The 21978-nt window shown below is 61.1% G+C and carries 17 protein-coding genes; 5 read left to right on the top strand and 12 right to left on the bottom strand.

Annotation, left to right across the window (positions count from 1 at the left end):
- Positions 1–18: 18 nt before the first annotated feature.
- On the bottom strand, positions 19–993 hold the full coding sequence (locus tag ACZ52D_RS17030) for a TRAP transporter substrate-binding protein (RefSeq protein ID WP_222455661.1): 975 nt from the start codon (positions 991–993) through the stop codon (positions 19–21).
- A gap of 261 nt (positions 994–1254) precedes the next feature.
- Between ACZ52D_RS17030 and ACZ52D_RS17025 the strand changes: the two genes are divergently transcribed.
- From ACZ52D_RS17025 to uxaC, 5 genes are read left to right on the top strand one after another with little or no spacing between them, the layout of a single operon-like run.
- Positions 1255–1773: a TRAP transporter small permease gene (locus ACZ52D_RS17025; RefSeq protein ID WP_464443473.1), complete on the top strand. Its 519-nt coding sequence runs from the start codon at positions 1255–1257 to the stop codon at positions 1771–1773.
- Positions 1774–1782: 9 nt separating this feature from the next.
- The gene (locus tag ACZ52D_RS17020; RefSeq protein WP_222455663.1) at positions 1783–3084 is read left to right on the top strand and encodes a TRAP transporter large permease; all 1302 of its coding nucleotides are present in this window, start codon (positions 1783–1785) and stop codon (positions 3082–3084) included.
- Complete coding sequence (locus ACZ52D_RS17015) at positions 3084–5438, top strand: glycoside hydrolase family 31 protein (RefSeq protein WP_464443472.1); 2355 nt, start codon at positions 3084–3086, stop codon at positions 5436–5438. Before ACZ52D_RS17020 ends, ACZ52D_RS17015 begins: the two co-directional genes overlap by 1 nt.
- Positions 5439–5443: 5 nt before the next feature.
- Entirely contained in the window at positions 5444–6868 is a 1425-nt protein-coding gene (locus tag ACZ52D_RS17010; RefSeq protein ID WP_464443471.1) for a mannitol dehydrogenase family protein, read from the top strand.
- Positions 6865–8265: a glucuronate isomerase gene (gene uxaC, locus ACZ52D_RS17005; RefSeq protein ID WP_464443470.1), complete on the top strand. Its 1401-nt coding sequence runs from the start codon at positions 6865–6867 to the stop codon at positions 8263–8265. The genes ACZ52D_RS17010 and uxaC overlap by 4 nt, the downstream gene beginning before the upstream one ends.
- A gap of 60 nt (positions 8266–8325) precedes the next feature.
- Here the strand turns inward: uxaC and ACZ52D_RS17000 are convergent, their stop codons facing one another.
- From ACZ52D_RS17000 to ACZ52D_RS16950, 11 genes are all read right to left on the bottom strand, one after another.
- Positions 8326–9609, bottom strand: coding sequence for a TRAP transporter large permease (locus ACZ52D_RS17000; protein WP_464443469.1), 1284 nt, complete (start codon positions 9607–9609; stop codon positions 8326–8328).
- Positions 9602–10129: a TRAP transporter small permease gene (locus tag ACZ52D_RS16995; protein WP_464443468.1), complete on the bottom strand. Its 528-nt coding sequence runs from the start codon at positions 10127–10129 to the stop codon at positions 9602–9604. Before ACZ52D_RS16995 ends, ACZ52D_RS17000 begins: the two co-directional genes overlap by 8 nt.
- 55 nt (positions 10130–10184) lie before the next feature.
- Positions 10185–11165 carry a TRAP transporter substrate-binding protein gene (locus ACZ52D_RS16990; protein ID WP_222455669.1) on the bottom strand — a complete coding sequence of 327 codons (981 nt, stop codon included), beginning with the start codon at positions 11163–11165 and terminating at the stop codon, positions 10185–10187.
- A gap of 86 nt (positions 11166–11251) precedes the next feature.
- On the bottom strand, positions 11252–12133 hold the full coding sequence (locus tag ACZ52D_RS16985) for an NAD(P)-dependent oxidoreductase (protein WP_464443467.1): 882 nt from the start codon (positions 12131–12133) through the stop codon (positions 11252–11254).
- Positions 12134–12178: 45 nt separating this feature from the next.
- On the bottom strand, positions 12179–13666 hold the full coding sequence (locus ACZ52D_RS16980) for an aldehyde dehydrogenase family protein (RefSeq protein WP_464443466.1): 1488 nt from the start codon (positions 13664–13666) through the stop codon (positions 12179–12181).
- A gap of 441 nt (positions 13667–14107) precedes the next feature.
- Positions 14108–15508, bottom strand: coding sequence for a TRAP transporter large permease (locus ACZ52D_RS16975; protein ID WP_464443465.1), 1401 nt, complete (start codon positions 15506–15508; stop codon positions 14108–14110).
- 12 nt (positions 15509–15520) lie between these two features.
- On the bottom strand, positions 15521–16153 hold the full coding sequence (locus tag ACZ52D_RS16970) for a TRAP transporter small permease subunit (RefSeq protein WP_222455673.1): 633 nt from the start codon (positions 16151–16153) through the stop codon (positions 15521–15523).
- A gap of 71 nt (positions 16154–16224) precedes the next feature.
- Positions 16225–17235, bottom strand: a complete 1011-nt coding sequence (locus tag ACZ52D_RS16965) for a C4-dicarboxylate TRAP transporter substrate-binding protein (RefSeq protein ID WP_464443464.1) — start codon at positions 17233–17235, stop codon at positions 16225–16227.
- Positions 17236–17358: 123 nt separating this feature from the next.
- Entirely contained in the window at positions 17359–18696 is a 1338-nt protein-coding gene (locus ACZ52D_RS16960) for a sigma-54-dependent transcriptional regulator (RefSeq protein ID WP_464443463.1), read from the bottom strand.
- Positions 18693–20495 (bottom strand): sensor histidine kinase, encoded by a 1803-nt coding sequence (locus ACZ52D_RS16955; RefSeq protein ID WP_464443462.1) that lies wholly within the window; start codon positions 20493–20495, stop codon positions 18693–18695. Before ACZ52D_RS16955 ends, ACZ52D_RS16960 begins: the two co-directional genes overlap by 4 nt.
- A gap of 60 nt (positions 20496–20555) precedes the next feature.
- Positions 20556–21953 (bottom strand): PAS domain-containing sensor histidine kinase, encoded by a 1398-nt coding sequence (locus tag ACZ52D_RS16950; RefSeq protein WP_464443461.1) that lies wholly within the window; start codon positions 21951–21953, stop codon positions 20556–20558.
- Positions 21954–21978 lie beyond the last annotated feature (25 nt).

The following is a 21978-nucleotide window of genomic DNA, read 5'->3' as shown; positions in this document are numbered from 1 at the left end:
TGCCTGTGCCTCTGCCGGTTATTGTGCCGCTTTGATACGATCGATCAGCTCGGCGAGCTTTTCCGATTTCGCAGCGACTTCCTCATGCATCGGCAGAACGGCCGCCGCAAAGGGTGCCTTGTCGACCGTATGGATGTTTACGTTCAGCGACGCCTTGGCCTCATCGATTGCCGCATCCGAGGCCGCATTCCACGCCTTGCGGTGCGCCGCCATCGATTCAAGCGCGGCCGTGCGCAGAGCCGCCTGCTGTTCCGAAGTCATCGCGTCCCAGGCACAGTTGGAGATCACGACGACAGACGGGATCATCGTGTGTTCGTCCAGAGAAAAATCGCTGACAACTTCGCCGTGGCGGGCAGTCGTCAACGCCGTAGGATTGTTCTCCGCGGCATCCACGACGCCTTGCTGCAAGGCGCTGTACAGCTCACCCCAGGAGATCGGCGTAGGGTTACCACCCAGCAGTTCCACCATACGGATCGCCGAAGGGCTGGGCTGCACCCGCACCTTTACCCCCTTCAGGTCGTCGGGCGACAGAATGGGCTTTTGCGCATAAAAGGAACGCGCGCCCTCGGTATAGAAGGCGACACCGCGGAACCCCTGGTCGACAGAGGCGTTCAGAATATCCTGCCCGATATCACCGGTAATGACCGAATTGAAATGCTCTTCTGAAGAGAAGATATACGGCAGGTTCAACGCGGAGTAGCTCTCCTCGAAGGCTTCAAGCTCGGACGCGTTGGACCGCGCCATTTCCAGGGCGCAGTTCTGAACCAGTTCCATGGATTCGCGCTGGGTGCCCAGCTGCGCATTCGGGAAGATCTGGATCTTGATCTCGCCATCGGTGAGTTCTGCCACCCGATCAGCCATCACCTGCATGGAAACATGAACCGGATGATCCGGCGGATTATTGTGGTTCAACTTCAACGTTGTCGCGCCTGCAAGCCCCGCCGATGCGGCCAGCGCCAGCGCAGACAAAGCGGTCGTGAATGTCTTGGTCATGGTCTCTCCTCCCGTGGATTTTGGTCTGACATGCTTAAATTGGTCAACCAGTATGGCGAGAAACTTCACCAGATTCGAACTTCAGTCAACCAAAACCTCCATCTCGGGACCAAATTCTCAAAAGTCCGTACCAATCACCATAAATTGGTTGACCAATATGAATTCCTGCGCAAGGTTCTGACGCAGGACTGGCCAGCCAGTGAAAGGGAGGAAGCCAATGACGCGGATCGCAACACCTCGTGAAAACGGGGAGGGCGGCATATGAGACCCTTTGTCGACGCCTTTCTTAAGACCGTGATTTCGGTGATCTTCGTGGTGCTGGTGGCCTGCGTCAGCTGGCAAGTTATCAGCCGCTACATTCTTGGCACCCCCTCCACGGTGACGGATGAGTTGGCCCGATTCCTGTTCATGTGGCTGGCGCTGATCGGCGGAGCTTACACGATGGGACTGCGGCGCCACCTGGCGATCGACCTGCTGACCCAGAAGCTGACCGGACGCGCGCGGGCGCTCTCCGAGGGCTTCGTCCTGCTGGCTGTTGCGGGGTTTGCGGGCATGGTGATGGTGAAAGGGGGAGGGCAACTGGTCATGAAGACCCTGGCCTCCGGTCAGGTCACGCCCGCCCTGCAAATTCCAATGGCCTATGTCTACGGTGCCATTCCATTCGCGGGTGCAGTAATCCTCTATTTCTGCGCGATTTTTTCATTTGAGATTTGGCGCAACGGCCCGTCTGATCCGGATGCGGCCCGCAGCGGCGCGCCGGTCGGCGGACCTCTGGACTAAGGCAACGGCATGACCCAATCCATCTTTCTTCTTTTCGGCAGCTTTGCCGTGCTGATGTCTCTCGGGGTGCCGATTGCCTTCAGCATCGGTATCGCAACTACTGTCACCTTCCTGCTGTTCATGGGGCTGGACCAGTCACTGTTCATTGTGGCGCAGCAGTTGGCGTCCGGTCTCGACAGTTTTACCCTGCTGGCAATCCCCTTCTTTATCCTTGCCGGAAACATCATGAACCGCGGCGGGATTGCCATGCGGCTGATCAATTTCGCCAAGGTCCTCGGCGGCCGACTGCCCGGTGCTTTGGCCCATTGCAACGTGATCGCAAACATGATGTTCGGCTCAATCTCCGGTTCGGCCGTTGCCTCGGCCGCGGCTGTGGGCGGGGTGATGGCGCCGCTGCAGAAAAAGGAAGGGTACGATCCGGCATTCTCGGCTGCGGTGAACATCGCCTCTTGTCCCACCGGACTGCTGATCCCGCCCTCGGCGACGCTGATCGTCTACTCGCTGATCACCGGCGGCACCTCCATCGCGGCCTTGTTCGTGGCCGGGTATCTGCCCGGTATCCTGATGGGACTTGGCCTGATGATCGTGGCCGGCATCATCGCCAAGCGTCGCGGCTATCCGGTCGCGCCGCGCCCGGATCTGGCTGAGGTCTGGGTCGCAGCCCGTGATGCGGCGCTGCCACTTGGCCTCATTGTCATCGTCATGGGCGGCATCATCTCCGGGGTGTTTACCGCGACCGAAGCCTCGGCGGCGGCCGTGCTCTACACCCTGTTGCTGGCGCTGGTGTGGTACCGCGAGATCACCCTCAAAGATCTGCCTGCCATCCTGATCGACAGCGCCGTCACCACCTCGGTCGTGCTGCTGATGATCGGCGCCTCTATCGCCATGAGCAGGGTGATGGCCTTTGGTGGAATTCCTTTCGCGATTTCGGACTTCCTGCTCAGCCTGTCCGACAATCCGATCGCGATCCTGCTGGCGATCAATGTGGCGCTTCTGATCGTCGGCACCTTCATGGACATGACGCCGGCCCTGCTGATTTTCACGCCGATCTTCATGCCGGTTGTCAAAGGACTCGGGATGGACCCGGTACATTTCGGCGTGGTGATGACGCTGAACCTGTGCATCGGCATCTGCACCCCGCCAGTCGGCTCGGCCCTGTTCGTGGGCTGCTCGGTCGGGGGCACATCGATCGCGCGGGTCATCCGGCCCTTGTTACCATTTTACGCACTGCTGTTCGGACTGCTGATGCTGGTGACCTACGTCCCTGAAATCAGCCTGTTCCTGCCGCGTGTTCTGTTGGGATATCAATAATGAAATGCCTGAAATCCTGGTCTCTGGAGGCGGAGACCCCAACCGGCGTCACCCTGCGCGTCGAGGGACGTAACCTGCTGCATATTCATGTCCTGGAGCCCACGCTGTTCCGCGTGTCTCTGCAAAAGGATGCGGCGTGGCGGCTGGATCGCACCTGGACAATCGCGCCGGAGGGCGAGGCCCCATGGCACGGGCGTAGCCGCGAGGACCTCACAGGGTTTTCCTGTCCACCCCCGGAGGTGACCACCTCCGAGAGCGAGATCACTGTCGCCACGGACACCTTGCGCCTTCGGCTGTTGTCCCCGTTGCAAATGATCTGGGAGGCCAAGGTCGGAGGCACCTGGCAATGCTTTGCAAAGGATCGCGCCACCGGCGGCATCCATCTGGGCCTGCGCGATCATACTCACGCCCATTTCCTTGCCCGTACGGAAGGCGAACCGGTCTTTGGCCTTGGCGAGAAAACCGGTCCCTTGAACCGCGCAGGCAAACGCTACGAGATGCGCAACATCGATGCCATGGGCTATGATGCGGAAAGCACAGACCCGCTTTACAAACATGTTCCTTTCACCATCACCCGAACCTCGACCGCCGGGTGCTGGTCAATCTTCTACGACAATCTCGCCGGGTGCTGGTTCGACCTTGGCAACGAACTCGACAACTATCACGCACCCTACCGCGCCTATCGCGCCGAAGACGGCGATCTGGATTTCTACATGTCCTGGGCGCCGCAGGTTCTGGACCTCGTCAAACGTCAGGAACAGTTGACCGGCGGCACCGCCTTTCCGCCGCGCTGGAGCCTTGGCTACTCCGGTTCCACGATGTCCTATACGGACGCGCCAGACGCACAAGCCCAACTCGAAGGTTTCCTCACCAAGATCGCCGAACATCGAATTCCCTGCGACAGCTTTCAGATGTCCTCTGGCTACACCTCCATTGGCGTCAAGCGTTACGTGTTCAACTGGAATGGCGACAAGATGCCCGATCCGGAGGGTATGGCCTCGAAATTCGCGGAACTGGGCGTGCATCTGATCGCGAACATCAAACCTTGCCTGCTGCAGGACCATCCGCGATATTCAGAGGCAGCGGACGCTGGTCTGTTCGTCCACGCCAGCCCGGAAGCGGACGCAGGCTCTGGCCCCGAGATGTCCGTGTTCTGGGATGACGAGGGCTCACATCTGGATTTCACCAACCCGGCTACAATTGACTGGTGGAAATCGAACGTCACCTCGGCGCTGCTGACGCGGGGCATCGGGTCCACCTGGAATGACAACAACGAGTATGAAATCTGGGACCGCCACGCCCAATGCGCGGGCTTTGGCGACAGCACCGATATCGCGCTGATGCGTCCGGTGATGCCCATCCTGATGACCCGCGCCTCCATGGAAGCGCAACAAGCCCATGCCCCTCGAAAGCGCCCCTATCTGATCAGCCGCTCCGGCGCGCCGGGATTGCAACGCTATGCGCAGACGTGGAGCGGCGACAACCGCACCGACTGGAAGACGCTGCGCTGGAACCAGCGCACCGGGCTCGGGATGAGCCTGTCAGGCTTTTTCAACATCGGCCATGATGTCGGCGGTTTCTCTGGCCCCCGGCCGGAACCGGAACTGTTCGTGCGATGGGTGCAGAACGGGATCTTTCACCCTCGTTTCACCATTCATTCCTGGAATGAAGATGCGACGGTCAACGAGCCCTGGATGTACCCCGAGGTCACCGATCGAATCCGGGCGGCGATCCGCCTGCGCTATCGCCTGATGCCATATCTCTACACCTGCCTGTGGCAAGCGGCAGAACATAGCGAGCCCATGCTTCGACCACTGTTCCTGGACTTCGGCGATGACCCGCAAACCTGGGAGGAGGGGGACAGCTTCCTTCTTGGTCGGGACCTTCTGGTCGCAACCGTGCTCGACAAGGGGCGTGACACCCATGCGGTCTACTTGCCCAGACACGCCAACGGCTGGTGGGAGTTCCACGCCGGCACCTGGCATGCCGGAGGTCAGTGGCTGGAGCTTCCAGTGACGCTCGACAGCATCCCGCTGTTCGTGCGCGGTGGCGCGGTGATCCCGATGGGCGAGGGTGCCGACCGCGCCGCATCGGAGGCAGAAACCGGGCGCGTGCTGGCCATCTTCCCGGCCCCCGGAGAGGGATGCCATGGCAGCCTGATGTACGAGGATGACGGGGTGTCCTGCGACAGCGACTGGTGCCTGACCCATTTCGAGGTGTCCTGCGACACCGACAGCATCAGCTTGCGCACCCGCCGCGAAGGTCCCGGCAGGCCGGTCCTGCCGGAAGCGGACCTGCTGCTTCCATCCGGCGAGTCTCGCACATTGAAGACAGCAAGAAGGATCTCCCTGTGACCAGCATGCGCATTCCGTGCTCCTATGACCGCACGGCTCTTCGTCCACGCATTCTGCACTTTGGCTTTGGCGCCTTTGCCCGCGCCCACCCGATGGTGTACCTGCACCATGGGCTGGCCGCGGCGGGCGGTGACTGGGGCGTCGTGGCGGCTCGGCTGAATTCAGGCGTTGACGCGCTTGACGCGCTCGATCAGGCCGATGGTCTCTACCACGTGGCCGAAGCAGATGGTGACACGATCACCCTGCGCGAAATCGGAGTGTTGACCGGCAGTTGCCATCCCGCCCGCGACGGCGCCGCAGCCTTGCCCGCGCTGATTGCCTCGGCCTCCATGTCGTTGATCCTGTTGACGATTACCGAAAAGGGTTATTGCACCAAAGCGGGCGCGCTCGACGTCGACCATCCCGGCATTCGCGCCGATCTTGCGGGTGGGGCGCCGTCAACGGCGATTGGAGTGATTGTTGCCGGGCTGGCACAACGTCGCACCGCGGGCCATGGCGGGCTGACCATCCTGTCCTGTGACAACCAGCCCCACAACGGCGCGCTGACGCGTGCGGCGGTTCTGGATTTTGCCACGGCACTGGACCCGGAGCTGGCGAGCTGGATTTCCACTCATGTGCGGTTTCCTTCCTCCATGGTCGACCGCATCGTTCCGGCCATGACCGACGAAAGCCGCGCTGTAATCCGTGATGCGATGGATGCAGAAGACCCGAACGCGATCCTTTGCGAACCTTTCCGCCAATGGGTGATCGAGGACGATTTTGCCGGAGACATCCCCCCCTTTGCTGCAGGCGGAGCGCTGTTGGTACCAGATGTACGGCCCTTTGAAGAGATGAAGTTACGCCTTCTGAATGGTGCGCACACGACGTTGGCCTGGCTTGGCCAACTGCTTGGGCATGAGACTGTCTCGGACTGCATGCAGGATAATGATCTGCGCACTGCGCTGCGTCACCTGATGCTGGCGGAACAGGCGCCGACACTGACCCTGCCTGGTGGGATTGACATTGTAGCCTATGCCGATGACCTGCTTACGCGCTTTGCCAATCCCCGGCTGCGCCACCGACTGGCACAAATCGCCATGGACAGCAGTCAGAAAATGCCCCAACGCCTGCTGGCGCCCATCGCGCAGAACATCGCAGCCGACCGGGACTGGAGCATCAGTGCCCTTGCCCTGGCCGCGTGGATCAAGGGTCTGCGCGACCTCGCCCCGATCGACGATCCGCGGCAGGCCGAATTGAATGCGGCAGCGGCCTCGGACACGCCCGTCACCTCCGTCCTCGCGCTGCCCGGCCTGCTTCCGGAGGCGCTGCACGATTGCACGGCGCTAACCGGTCCGGTGCTGGAGGCCTATGCGCGCCTCGAAAGGACTGGCGCGGCAGCGACTCTTGCCGCAACGCTCACCCATGTTTCACCTGCCGAGGCTGCGCAATGACTGCCTTTCTAAACAGTGATTTCCTGCTCGACACCGCCACTGCACGGCACCTGTTTCACGAAATCGCCAGTGACCTGCCGATCGTCGACTATCATAACCATCTGCCACCGGCCGAGATTGCCGCGGACCGTAAATGGGACAACATCGGCGAGATGTGGCTGGCCTTCGACCACTACAAATGGCGCGCCATGCGGTGGGCCGGAGTGGATGAGGCCCGTGTCTCCGGCAACGCCAGTTGGCGACAGAAATTTGACGCCTTTGCCGAGGCCATGCCTCGGGCAGTCCTCAACCCTGTACATCACTGGTCGCATCTCGAGCTCTGGCGCTACTTCGACCTGACTGGGACCGTGCTGTCGCCGACGACCGCAGATCATGTATGGCACGCCACCAATGCCCGCCTGTCGGAGCCGGGCTTCACGGCACAGGGTTTGCTGCGCCGAATGAACGTAGAGCTCGTCGGAACCACCGACGACCCGCTCGACGACCTGACGCATCACGCCGCCATGAAGGGCGCGGACATCACCGTTGTGCCAACCTTTCGGCCCGATAAATCGGTGCAGATAGAGGCGTCCGGCTTTGCCGGTTATATTGAGCGGTTGGAGGCTCTCACGCATCGGATCCGCAGCTTCGAGGATCTGGTCGCGGCTTTGCTCCTGAGGTTGGATCATTTCGTCGCCCACGGCTGCCGGGCGGCAGATCATGGCATCAATCACCTCGATGCAGGTGACATTCCGGGTGCCGCCGCTTTGGATACGGCCTTGCGCACTGCGCGTGCAGGCCAACCTGTCACGCCCGAACAGGCATCCGGCCACAGGGCAGCTTTGTTCGACGCGTTGGGACGTGCCTATGCGGCGCGCGGGCTGGTGATGCAGTGCCACATGAATGTGGTGCGCAACGGCTCCACCCGGCTGTTGCAGGCGATCGGCCCGGATGCCGGGGGGGATTCACTGCGTGACACCGATATGGCCGGGCCCTTGAACGTGCTTCTCGACCGGCTCGACCGCGACGGGCAACTGCCGCGCATGGTGCTTTATGGGCTGGATCCGGCGCGCAATCCGGTGCTGGTCGCCACGGCGGGCACTTTTCAGGACGGCTCGGTGCCGGGCAAGATACAGGCCGGATCCGCCTGGTGGTTCAACGACACGCTGCACGGCATGGAAAGCCAGATGCGGACGCTGGCGCAGGTTGGCCTGCTGTCCACGTTTCTGGGCATGCTGACGGACAGCCGCTCATTCCTGTCCTTTCCGCGCCACGAATATTTCCGTCGACTGCTCTGCGGCATGATCGGGCGCTGGTCCGAAACCGGACATCTGCCCGATGACCCCGAGGCGCTGGAGCAACTGGTCCGCGGGATTTGCTATGAAAACGCCAAGGCCTGGTTCATCGATCCCAGGTAGCCCGTTCGGCATATACGCGACCTACGTCGCCAAGACTGACGGCCCCATGCGCAGGGGCCGTCAAAAGCCACTGACGCTCGGTAGCCATGTTGACAGGAACGGCAGGAAGGTAATCAGCAGCAGTGCGAGAGCCAGGGCGAGAAAAAATGGCGGCATTTCCCGTACCAAGGCCGAGGGCTTGAGCCCCACGGTGGAGGACACCACGAAAATCAGGCTGCCGACCGGCGGCGTGGCCAATCCCAGTGTCAGATTCACGATCACGATAATCGCGAAATGGTTCGGGTCGATCCCCAGGGCAAAGCTGATTGGCGCGAGGATCGGCACCAGGATCATCACCCCCGGCAGCGGATCCATGAACAGGCCAAAAGCCAGCAGAAGAAGATTGACAGCCAACAGGAAGACAATCGGGGACAGGTCCCAAGAGATGATCGTCTCCGCCAGAAATTGCGGTACGCTTTCAATGATCAGCACCCAGGCAAAAGCCCTGGCTGCGCCCAGGATCAACAGCACCGCTCCGGACGTCAAAGCTGCTCGCAGGACAATCCCCGGCAGATCGCGCAAGTGCAGTGAGCGGTAGACGAACATGCCGACCAGCAGCGCGTAGAACACGGCGATGACGGACGCTTCCGTTGGGGTGAAGACACCAAAGCGGATACCGCCCACAACCAGCAGGATCAGCAACAACGCCGGCACGGCAAAGAATGCAATCCGCCCAATTTCGGCCAGCGTGGGCATTGGCCGCCCGGAAGCGTAGTTGCGGGCTTTGCTGACGCGGGCATTGGCCAGAAGGATCAGCAGAGTGATCAGCAGTCCCGGCAAGACCCCCGCCATGAACAGCGAGCCGACCGAGACTTCCTTGTCCTGCATGGCATAGATGATCATGGTGATTGAAGGCGGGATGATCGGTCCCACGACCGAACTGGCGATTGTCAGCGCCCCGGCATAAGGGCGGTCATAGCCACCTTTTTCCATCATGCGGATCATCATAGTGCCCGGGCCGGCGGCATCAGCAAGCGCACTGCCTGAAATGCCCGCGAACATCGCCGAGCTGACCACGTTGGCATGGCCCAGACCACCGCGCAAATGGCCGACGAATGCCTGCGCCAGACGCAAGATCGCGAGGGTCACCGCGCCACCAGTCATGATCTCGGAGGCGAGGATGAAGAAGGGCACCGCCAACAGCGGGAAACTGTCCAGGCCGGCAAACATTTCCTTCACCACCACCAGATGCGGGTAATTGGAGGCAAAGGTGATAGCAAGAAACACCGAAATCGCCATCGCAAAGGCAACCGGCAGTCCAAGTGCCAGCAGCACGAACAGGGCAGGGAACAGGATCTCAGCCATTCGCACCTCCGGGCAAAGCATCCGGCCCATCGGCATCGGGGTCCAGCGACCGGTAACGTCCCGCCTCGATGAACGGGCGGGCAATCAACAGCAGATGCAGGATCAACAAGGAAAAGCCGACCGGCATTGCCGCATACACGTACAAAAAGGGCAGGCGCAGCGCGGGCGTGACCTGATACTGCATTCGCTGGGCGTATTGCCAACCGACGTGCACCATGAACGCAAAGAACAGCAACAGCATCGCAACGATCGCCGCCCTCAGCATCCGTTGCCCGGCCTGCGGCAGGCTATCCTGGAGGTTGGTGATTGCGACGTGGCCGCCGATACGCAGGATCAGCCCCGCACCAATAAATGTCAGCCAGATCATCAGGTAACGAGCCGCCTCGTCGGCCCAGGGCAGTGAATGCGAGGTGAAGTACCGCAGCGTGATGTTGCTGCCCACGATGAGTGCCATGGCCGACAGCATCAGGATCAGCACCCATCCGTTGAGCGCCACAAAGATGTTTTCCAGCTTTTTCACGACTTCCCCGCCACCGAAAAGGCGTCGGCGCCGGAGGGGCGCCGACACGCACGTATCACTTGAATGCGACGATCGCGTTCACCAGATCCTTGCCGTAGGTCTCGTAGTACCCTTCATAGGCGGCGCTGATGGACTCTTGGAACGCGGCTTTCTCGTCCATAGACAGGGCGTTGATTTCCATGCCGCGGTCCTTCAGCGTCTCGACGCCGCTGGTCTCAACATTGTCGACATAGCTACGCATTGCCTCGGAGGCCGCGGCAGCAGCCTTCTCAAAAGCGGCCTTCTGCGTCTCGTCCAGACCTTCCCAGAACGGCTTGGACACCAACAGCATGGCCGGGGAATAGACGTGACCGGACAAGGTCAGATATTTCTGCACTTCATCCAGTTTCACCGAAACGATCACCGACAGCGGGTTTTCCTGACCATCAATGACGCCCTGTTGAAGAGACGAAATCACCTCCGGCCAAGCCATCGGCGTCGGCGCGGCACCCATCGCGTTGAACGCGGCGAGATGCACCGGATTTTCCATCGTGCGCAGCTTCAGCCCCTCGGCATCGGCCGGAGTATGGATCGGGTTTCGGTTGTTGGTGATGTGGCGGAAGCCCTGTTCACCCCATGCCAATCCATGCAAGCCAACATTATCGAATTTGGCGAGGATTTCCTGACCAATCGGCCCATCCAGCACCGCGCGGGCATGCTCCAGATCGCGGAACAGGAAGGGAATGTCGAAAACGCCTGTATCCGGGACAAAATTCGCCAGGGTGCCGGACGAAACGATGGTTGCCTCGATCGTTCCGAGTTGCAGCCCCTCGATGACTTCCCGTTCACCGCCCAGACCGGAAGAGGGGAAGTGCTTGAACTCAAACGCATCTCCCGTTTCGGCCTTCAGAACCTCCTCGAACTTCTGGGCCGCGACGCCATAGTGGCTGTCAGGCGCAAGCGCATAGCCGATCTTCACTTCGGTCTGGGCAAATGCCGGCAAACCGGCGGCAATGAGCAAGCCGACCGTGGCCAGCCCGCGATACGCGAAAGTCATTGAAATCCTCCCTCTAAAGGTTGTTAATTGCTACACAAGGCAATTTTTTCTGGCAACCCCAGGGGTTGAGGCTGCCGATCCTGTTTTCAGGCCGTTTCGCCCTTGCGAAACAGCTGCACAAGTTCAGGGACATAGGCCTCGCCCTGGCCAGCTTCCACCGGCGCTTTCAGGGCCTTGGAAATACCATCGGCAACCGTTTTTCGCGCACCGGAGGCCTCGGACATCCCACGATAGTAATCGATATCTTTCAATGCGTTCGACACAAAGAAGGGCAGCCCCTCGCGGTCCTGGTCAACGATGTACGGGGCCAGCCGCTCCAGCGCGACACTCGCGCCACCGCCTTGCGCCAGAACATCGACAAACACCTGCGGATCAATCTCGGCATCCGCAGCCTGTGCCGCGGCCTCGGCCAGCAGCGTCATGAAACCCACCGACACATAGTTATGCAACAACTTGAGCCGGTGACCATGACTCAGCGGGCCAACGTGATCGACCTTTTCGGTAAAGGCAGCCAGCACCGGACGCACCTTTTCCAGCGCCTCTGTCGCACCACCGACCAGCAGGTTCAGCGTGCCTTCATGGGCGTGTTTCGCCGTGCGCGTCATTGGGGCATCGATGTAATCACCGCCTGCCTGACGAATGATATCGGCCATGCGCAGGGTCGTCTCCGGCAGCGCTGTCGAGCAATCCACCACAACGGCACCGGGCTTCAGCGCCGAGGCAACACCTTGTGACCCGGCCACGATGGCCTCGACCTGCGGTGAGCCGGTGACACAAAGGATCACGACATCCGACTTCGCCGCGACCTCGGCCGGGCTGGCGCAAGCGCTGGCACCGAGGCCAAGGATTTCCTCCGTTGGCTGGTTGCCGGGGTGATCGAGGAAGCTCAGGCTGAAACCGCCCTTCAAAAGGACGTTGCGGGCGATACCATGCCCCATAAGGCCAACGCCGATGATACCTACATGCATTTTATGCTCTTTCCGTCTTATCGTGGGCGCGCTCGAAGCCAGACCTCAGTCTGCGTTGATCCAGATCGCCTTGGTGTCGAGGTATTCTTCCATGTGCTCGGTGCCGCCTTCCCGGCCATAGCCCGACATTTTGACACCACCAAAAGGCACGGCAGGGTCGATTGCATGGTACATGTTCACCCACACCGAGCCCGCTTTCAGACGGTGGGCAAGCTTGTGCGCCGTGCCCAGATGTGTCGAGAAGACACCTGCAGCCAAGCCATATGGTGTCGCGTTGGCGCGCTTGACGACCTCGTCGAGGCTGTCAAAGGGCAGGGCCGAAATCACCGGTCCGAAGATCTCCTCTCGGGCAACGCTCATGTCGTCGGTCACGTTACCCAGAACGGTAGGCTGGAAGAAGTGCCCGCCCTGCAGCTCTGGCCCGTCGGCACGGGCTCCCCCCGTCAGAACCGTGGCCCCCTCCTGGGGGCCTGCCGCCAGATAGCCGGCGATGCGTTCTGCCTGGCGGGCGGAAATGATAGGTCCGATGTCGGTATCTTCCTCGATGCCATGACCAATCCGCAAGGACGCGGCATAGTCGGCAACCCGGCGCAAAAACTCGTCGTGGATCTCGCGGGCGACGAACAGCCGCGAGCCTGCAATACAAATCTGCCCCGAGTTGGCGAAAACGGCCATCGCGGCCACCGGCACGGCCTTTTCGATGTCAGCGTCCCGGCAAACGATCACCGGCGACTTGCCGCCAAGCTCCAACGACACCCGCTTGAGGTTGCCAGTGGCTGCGCGAGCGATCGCCTGGCCAGTTGCGGTCGACCCCGTAAAGACGATTTTGTCCACTCCGGGATGTTCCGCTAGGGCCGCGCCGGCCTCGCTGCCCGTACCGGTCACGATATTCAGAACGCCGTCCGGCAGCCCGGCTTCCTGCATGATGCGTGCAATCATCAGAACAGTCAGCGAAGCTTCCTCGGACGGCTTCAAAACGATGGTGCAGCCCGTGGCAATCGCAGGCGCAATCTTCCACACCGACCCCGCAATCGGTGCGTTCCAGGGAATGATGGCCCCGACGACACCAATCGGTTCGCGCACCGTCTGCGAATAGATCTCACCCGGGAAGGAGTTGGGAATCGTGGCTCCATGGATCGCCACTGCCTGACCGGCATAGAAACGCAACATGCCCAGCACGCGACGGCTGTTGGCGAGGGTGCGTTGAATGGGCATCCCCATGTCGAGTGTATCGGACAGGCACAGGGTCTCCCATTCGGCCTCGAAACGCTCCGCTATGCGAAGCAACAAGGCCTGACGCTCAAAAGGTGTCCATTTCGACCAAGGCCCCTCAAATGCCTTGCGGGCAGCCGCCACCGCCGCGTCAATGTCTTCACGGCCGCCACGCGGGACGGTTGCAAGCAGACTGCCATCGGCCGGGTTGCGGGCCTCGATCACTTCGCCGGAGCGCGCTTCGCACCACTGACCGTCGATGAACATCCGGCGAAATTCGCCCTTGTAGAGACCAGCCGCGGCTGAATTCCAGTCCTTCATTGCGTGTAACCCTGTCTGATACTGTTGTGCGTTGGCTTCCGAAAAGGCCGCGCTCGGCGCCGGATTGGACGCCACGACGTTGTACTACGATAGGTTGCGGCATTACAAGTTAGTATACATGCTAATTACCATTCGCTCGACGGCCGCCAAGTGTGATCACACTGGTCCCGGCAACCGTTGTGGCTGCTACACCACGTAAAATGTGCCGCGAGCAGATAACCCCAGGCTGCGACTTAGCGCACCGGTGGTCACAGAATAATAACATAACCATGATTATAGGGGTGCGAGAATATCCCGCCGCGCGTTCCACTCAACGCCGCCTCTTGTCCGAATGCAACAAGGCGCCTTTCGAATGGAGACGGAATGGAAGCCGTTTACAGCCAACTGGGTCTGCGGGGCCGCGAAAACCGTGTCACGCTCGGTCTCGCGGCTCCAGTTTTGTCAGACCTGCCCCGGCAACCACAACACGATGGCCGGGAAGGCAACCAGCAGTGCGATCGTGATTGCGTCAGCGATGAAGAACGGCGTGACCCCCTTGAACACGTCCTGCACGCTCAGATCGTCGCGCACGCCGGCGACCACAAAGCAGTTGAGGCCAATCGGCGGGGTAATCAGGCAGAACTCTGCCATCTTGACCACCAGGATGCCGAACCAGATGGCACACATCGGCCCCGACATGCCAAAGGTGCTGTCGGCCGCTGATACCGCTTCGCCGCCGTTCAGGGCCATGACGGCAGGATAGACCACGGGCAACGTCAACAGCAGCATGCCGATCGCATCCATGAACATGCCAAGCACCGCGTAGGCCAGGAGGATGCAGATCAGGATCAGCATGGGGCTCATCTCCAGCGAGGTGATCCAGTCGGCAAATGCTCCGGGCAGATCGGCAAAGCCAAGGAAGCGCACGTAGATCAGCACCCCCCAGATGATGGTGAAGATCATCACGCTCAGCTTGGCGGTTTCGAGCAGCGCATCCTTCAACTCGCGCCAGCGCATGCCGTGACGCAGTGCCATCAGGAAAACCACGAAGGCCCCGATTGCGCCGCCTTCGGTCGGGGTACCCCAAGCGTCGCCCCCGAAGGGGTTGTAAACAAAGAAAATGATGGTCACGACAACGAACAGGATCGGCAAGGCTTGCGGCAAGGCGGCAAAGCGCTGACGCCAGGTGAAGCCGGTGACGCGGGGACCGAAGTCCTTGATGACCATCGCCATGCCAACAATCAGCGCGCCGTAAATCAGCGCGGAGAAGGCGCCGGGAATAAAACCGGCCAACAAGAGCTTGCCCACGTCCTGCTCGACGATGATCGCATAGATCACCAGGATCGCGGAGGGCGGGATCAGTGACGCCAGCGTGCCGCCAGCAGCCACCACACCAGCTGCAAAACGCTTGTCATAGCCAATCTGCAGCATTTCCGGGATGGCGATACGGGCAAACACGGCCGAGGTGGCAACAGACGCGCCGGACACGGCGGCAAAGCCCGCTGTGGCAAAAACGGTCGACACCGCCAATCCGCCGGGGACCCAGGCCAACCAGCGTTTGGCGGCCTCGAACAAGGCACGGGTCAGCCCTGCGTAGTAGGCAAGATAGCCAATCAGGATGAACGTCGGGATCAGCGACAGCGCCTGGCTGGAAACCTTGGAATGCGGCACCTGCCCTGCGGTCTTGACCGCGATGGTGAGCGCCTTGCCAAAGCGGGCCGGATCGTAGCCAAACTTGGCCCAGAAGATCCAGATCAGGCCAACCATCCCTGCGGCAGCCGCGGCAAATGCCACCCGCATACCAAGGACCACCATTACCAAAAGCCCGGCAGAGACGATCAGGCCAATTTCAATCGGTTCCATGTCAGATGTTCCTCAGGTGTCGTGGCCGGAGACGTGTTCCGCCTCCATCGCGGCCTGGGTGGCGGCGTCGGCAATCATCGGGACAGCAACAGGCTGATCTGTGCCGCTGCGAAACGCTGCACCATAGGCCCACAGCTGCAGGCACAGACGCAGGCACAGCACACTGAAGGCAACCGGCGCCAGCAGCTTGGCCGGCCACAGCGGCAGCGAGATATCCATTGAGCTGTCGGCGCTCCACCACGGCGCGGCAAAATCGAAGCTGCGTTCGAAATGCGCCCAGGAGCCCCAGACCATCAGCAGCATGAGCAACAGCACGGCGGCAGTGGTGATGAATTCAGCCAGATAAAGCGCCCGGCCCTTCAAGGCACCTACCACCATGTCCATGCGGATATGGCCGCCGTCACGTTGCGTGAAAGAGATCCCCATGAAGGCGATCAACGGCATCGCCTGCTCGATCCAGTCGACGTAGCCCGGCAACGGGCTGTTGAACAGGTTACGCCCGCCAACGGACCCGACGGCCAGTAGCATCAGCGAAAACACCGCCAAGCCACTGAGCAGGGCAAGGGGCTTTTCCAAACGGTAGAGCTTTTGGTCGAGTGAACTGAGACGGCTGTCATCAGTCAGCACAAGGGATGCGCCAGCCATGGCGTGCCTCCATCATTTTTTCAGGAAAGCAGAAACAGCCCCGCAGCCGAAGGCTACGGGGCACGGCAGGATCAGCTGCCTTCGGCAATCAGGCCTGTCACCAGGTCATAGAGTTCCTGGGCGGGGATGCCGCGAGCCGCGTTTTCCGCGATCCAGGCTTCAGCCGCGGGCGCTGCCGCTGCGTCTTTGAAGGCGGCGAGTTCCTCAGCCGAGAACGTTACCTGTTCGATACCGGCGGCCTCCAGTGCAGGCTCCCAGGCATCCAACGTCTTGGACTTGTAGAAGTCGACATAGTGCTGCAGCGCTTCGTCCACCGATTCCATCAGCGCCGTGCGATGGTCGTCAGGCAGGCTGTCGAGAGCATCTGTGTTGACAACCACCGGGCAATTTACCGTTCCGGGGTTCAGGTTTGTGGTCCACCACGCCCCGTTTTCGAGGGTTCCAAAAGACATGTGCGCGTGCGGCGCAAAGGCAACCGCCTTGACGATACCGCTGTCCATTGCCTGACGTACCTCGGTGGCCGACATCGAGGTGGGAACGGCGCCAACCGCCTCCATCGCCTTGCCGATACCGCCGGTGGCGCGCACGGTCAGCCCCTCGAAATCCTTCAACGTCGCAGGGACGTCACCGGTGCCGACCAGGTTGTACTGCGGCAATGGCGACGGCATCAGCAAGGTCGCGTTCCAGCGCGCCAGATCCTTTTGCACCGCCGGGTGTTGATACAGGGCCTGCGAGACCGCGATCTCCTGCTCCAGTGAGCTGACGCCCAGGAACGGCAGTTCCAGAACGGTAATGGTGGGGTTCTTGTCCCGGTGATAGCCCGCACAGAACTGCGCCATTTCAAACGCGCCGATCGAGATCCCGTCGAGGTTCTCCTTGTTCTTGGACAGACCGCCATAGCTGATGGTCAGGGTGAACTCGCCGCCGGTCTTCTCTTCGACCAGTTCCGCCAGTTTCTCGACGTGTTCAGTAAAGGCCCGGCGTTTGCCCCACAGCGAGACATTCCATTCGGTGGCCAAGGCTTCGGTTGCAAAGGTCGTGGTGAGGGCGGCAAGAGCGGCCCCTTTGAGGTAGTTGCGCACGGATGCTCCTCCCAGATGCATACGGAAATGATTGGGGGAATATTCCAGAAGGTTATGCCGCTGCCTATGAAGGAAAATGCGCGCGTCTCCGCAACCATCCTGCGGATTTCCGCAGGGCGACAGTCAGAGTAAAGCGCTTTTGTCGAGGCCCAGTTTGACGATCTTCTCGTTCAACGTCCGCCGACCAATTCCCAGCGCCTCGGCTGCCGCATCCATGCGCCCTTCATGCGCCTTGATCGCCTTTCCGATCAATTCGCGCTCAAAGGCCGCCACCGCCTCACGCAAGGTATCGGGTACATCATCCGGATGCTGATCGATCCGGATTGCCGACGCCATGCTGCCACCGCCCCTTCGCGCCGCGAGCACCCGGCGCTCGCAGATGCTGCGAAGCTCGCGCACGTTGCCGGGCCATTCATGGGCCAGCAGGACCGCGAGGTCATCCTGGGTGATCTCGGGAACGGCGGTTTCGTAGAGCATTGCAAACTTCTCGAGGAAATAGGTTGTCAGCAACGTCAAATCATCGCGGCGCTGGCGCAGTGGTGGCAGGGTCAGCACCATCGTGTTGAGCCGGAACAGCAGGTCCTTGCGCAGCCGCCCCTCTGTCACTGCGAGGTCAACATCCTCGTTGGTAGCGGTGACCACGCGAAAATTCACGGGCACCGGCATCTGGCCGCCGACCGGCAAGATCTGCTTGTCCTCGATCACCCGCAGCAACTTGGCCTGCACGTCCAACGGGCAGGAGCATATCTCGTCCAGAAACAACGTACCGCCGGAAGCCGCCAGCAACCGTCCGCCGGGCCCGCCATCGACGCCGAACATTTCCGCCTCGAAGGTGCCGGCTGACAGGGCCGCGCAATTCAGTGCCAGAAACGGGGCATCGGCGTTGGGGCCCAGATCATGAAGCGCTCGCGCTGCAAGCTCCTTGCCGGTCCCCGTCTCTCCGATGATCAGGACCGCGGTGCCGGTGTCCGCAAGGTCCAGAATATCCTGCCGCAGCTGCACGACCGGCGCGGACTGCCCCAACAACACCCGATCAAGCCCCGACAGTTCGAACAGGCGCGCCTTCAGCCGGGCATTGCTTTGCTGCATCCGGTGCTGTTCCGCGGCATGGCGCAGGATGGCCAGCAGGCGACGTGGTTCATAGGGTTTCTCAACGAAACTATAGGCTCCATCCTGCATCGCCTTGACCGCCATGGGAATGTCGCCATGAGCAGAAATCAGCACCAGAGGCGGCGCCTCGGGTGGCAGAACATCCAGCAGCTCAAGCCCGGACATGCCGGGCATGCGCACGTCGGACAAAATGACGTCGGGGCTCAAGGCATCCAGTCTTTCGAGCCCTGCCGAGGCCCGGGCAACCGTTGTGACCTGCCAGCCCGCGGCCTCAAGCAGTTCGGCCAGCGACTGCCGCATGGACCGGTCGTCGTCAATCACCAGAATGCTGAAGGGCCTCGAGCCGTTCATAGTTGGTCGTCCTTCGCTGATGTGGCCGGGAAGGCGACGCGGAATACCGCACCGCCGGTGTCCCTGTTGCGGCCCGTCATGGTTCCACCGTGGTCCTGCACGATACCGGCTGAAATCGCCAAGCCCAAGCCCATGCCGCGACCGCTTTCGCGGGTGGTGACGAAGGGTTCCTGCAATTCCGCCAATGTCGCTTCGCCCAATCCGTGGCCGTTGTCCCGGATTTCGAACCAGATGCCGTCCCCCCCAGCCCCGGTCTCGACCTCGATCAGCGGGGCCGCGTGGTCTTCGCTGGCGTCGATGGCATTGCGCAGCAAATTGGTCATGACCTGTTCGATCCGCAAACGGCTGCCCTGAACGCCACCAAGATCAGGGCAGAGATCAAGTCGCAACTCGGCGTTGGCAGCTTCAAGGTTGGGCGCCACCAAAGCCGCTGCGTCGCGCAGCGCTGCGTTGAGATCAACAACCGCCAAAGCTTCAGCATCCGGGGTCGCAAAGAACTTGAGTTGCCGGGTGATGCCCTCCATCCGGTCCACCAGGGCACCGATCCGCACCGACAGTTTGGCCGTATCGATTGGCGCCATCTCGGCTGCCACGAGATGGTTTCGCATGGCCGCAATCGGCTGCCCCAGCTCATGCGTCACCGAGGCAGCCAAACGCCCCAACGCGGCCAGACGACTGGCGCGCTCCAATTCTTCCTGAGTACGTTTCAGGCGCTGCTCCGCTGCGCGCCGTTCCTCGATCTCGCTCGCCAGTCTCTCATTGGCGCGGCGCAGCTCTGCCTCCTCCCGCTCGGAGCGTGCCAGCGCGGCACTGATCCGACGGGCCCGCTGAACCTGAAACAGGATCAGCGCCAGGCCCGCCGCGCAACCGACCAGCAAGGTCAGCAACCAGCTGCGGGCGACCGCACGATCATCACTGGCGAAATAGTGAAGTGTCCAGTCATGGGGGGGAATGGCTGCCGTGAGGTGCAATTGCTCTCGGCCCGTTATCACCGCGCGCTGATCGACGCCCGGCCGCCAGTCCATCGGCTCCAGGCTACGGCCGGGAAACTGTCGGGCGTCTATGATCCGGCGGCGCTGGCCGTCGGATAGCGGGAACAACACCCGATAGCGCCAGTCGGGTTCCGAGGCGAGCAGCACGACACCATCCTCATTGGCCAATAAAACCTGTTCGCCCGACTTGCGCCAACTCTGTTCCAGTCGGGCAAAACTGATCTTGATGGCGATGACGCCAACTGGTTTCCCATCTGCCCCGAGCACTGCATCGGCAATGAAATAGCCCGGCAGCCCGGTCGTGGTCCCGATTGCGAAAAACCGCCCTTGTCGTCCGCCCAAGGCTTGCTGAAAGTAAGGGCGGAAGCCGTAATTGTGCCCGAGAAAGCTGTCTGGTCGGCCGTGATTTGACGTGGCGATGGTCGATCCCGCCACATCCATGAGGTAGATGGCATCGAGCCCGGCCTTGTCCGCAAAGCGCCGCAGACGTTCATTCAGGACAACAGTATTTCCACCTTCGGCCGTCGCCAGAACGGCAGCATCCTGCGCGAGTACATAGGTAAGGTGCGAAAACCGGTCCAGTTCCGCCATGACGCTGCTTTGATACAGAGACAGCCGTCCTTCCGCCTTGGCCCGCTCCTCCGAAAGGAAATACACCTCCGAGGCCTTGAAGACCGCAACAGCCAGGACGATCGCGGCAAGAAGAGGTATCAGAAAAGGCAGCCTGCGCCGAAACGGCAATGGCTGTAGGCCACGCCCTGCCACCAGCCGCGGCTTTGGGGACTGATGTCGACTATCCGTGATCATCGAACCGTCAGCCGCCCAAGGGCCGGGGACCGCAGCAATGTCCTGCGCTGCTACGGTGCATCATGAGGCCGCCTGAAAATGGGACGCGGGTACCTTTATGTCCCAGTCAATACCGCTGCCATCCACGACATAAGAAACCGGAGCATCCAGCACCGTAGCGGCATAATTCGTTAACACCGAATGTCCGAACCCCGTTCTGGACGGGGTGCCATCAATGCTGATCCCGGTTTCCCGCCACTGGAACTGTAATTCGCCACTGCCGCGGTCAACGTCCCAAGATATCGACACCCGCCCCTGCCTCTGCTGCAATACGCCGTACTTGGCAGAATTCGTGGCCAACTCATGTATGGCCATGCCGATGGTCTGAACGGCTTCCGGCTGCAAATCCACATCCGGCCCCGAAATCAGGATATGTTGGTCAGCCTCAACCATCGTGAAGGGTTCCAGATGCTCAGCAACCAATTGGCGGAGCGAAACGCTCGTCCATGCGTTATTGACCAGCAGATCCGTCGATTTTGCCAGTGAGGCGAGCCGTGCCCCGAAGCTCCGGTTGAAATCCTGAAGCGTCTCCGCCGTGCGCGCGGTCTGGCGCTGGATCGCGGATACCACGCTCAACATGTTCTTGGCGCGGTGGATGACTTCCCGGGCGATCAGATCCCTGGCGCGTTCCGCATTGCGCACCTCCGTCACATCGCGGTGAATGTTCGAAATCGCGATGACCTCACCGTCCACGTTGCGGATCGGAGCGCAGCTGATCCAGACTTCCCGCTCCGTTCCATCCTTCGCGATCCGCGTTGCTTCGAAATCACGCAACCTGCCCGCGATGATCTCGTCGCGATAACTGGCGACCCGTTTCGGCCAGCCCTCGGGATAAAGCGTTTCAAGAGACCGCCCGAGAATTTCGGACTTTTCGTAGCCATAAAGACGTTCCGCCGAGGGATTCCACGTGATGATATTGCCGTCCAGATCATAACTGATCACCGCATCGCTGGTGGAAGCGATCAACGCGGCCATCGCGTTGGAATTGATATAGCCCTGCTCAACCTCCTCCCGCTGGACATGGCGCTTGCTGACATTTCGGTGCTGAACGATCAGGAAACGTTCCTTGCCTCGGAGATACCGGTTTACGGTCAGATCGAACCAGCGTTTCTCGGTCGGGCTGTCGCAGGGGTATTCACACCGGAAGGTCTCGCCGGTTGCAAGCACCGCGGTGAGCCCGTCCGCCACGATCCCCGCGGTAGCGCTCGATGATCCGCAAGCCGATGTGCAAACCGCGAAATAGTTGCTCCCGACCGAGCACCGTTCTGGATTTCCACCGTTTTCCACCCGAAACTTCTCCCAGGCAGCATTCGCGGCGATTATGTGGCCCGAGGCGTCGAGAACGGCGATTTCGTCATCCAAGGCATTCAGGACGCCCAGTATGTCGGACACGTCGTTAGCCACTAAGGCAGTTTGCATCTAATTATTCCTTGGATTGCGCCGC

The sequence above is a fragment of the Leisingera sp. S2M4 genome (genome assembly GCF_055398055.1).
Note: the sequence above shows the minus strand (reverse complement) of the source record. Positions and strands in the feature narration are given on the sequence as shown.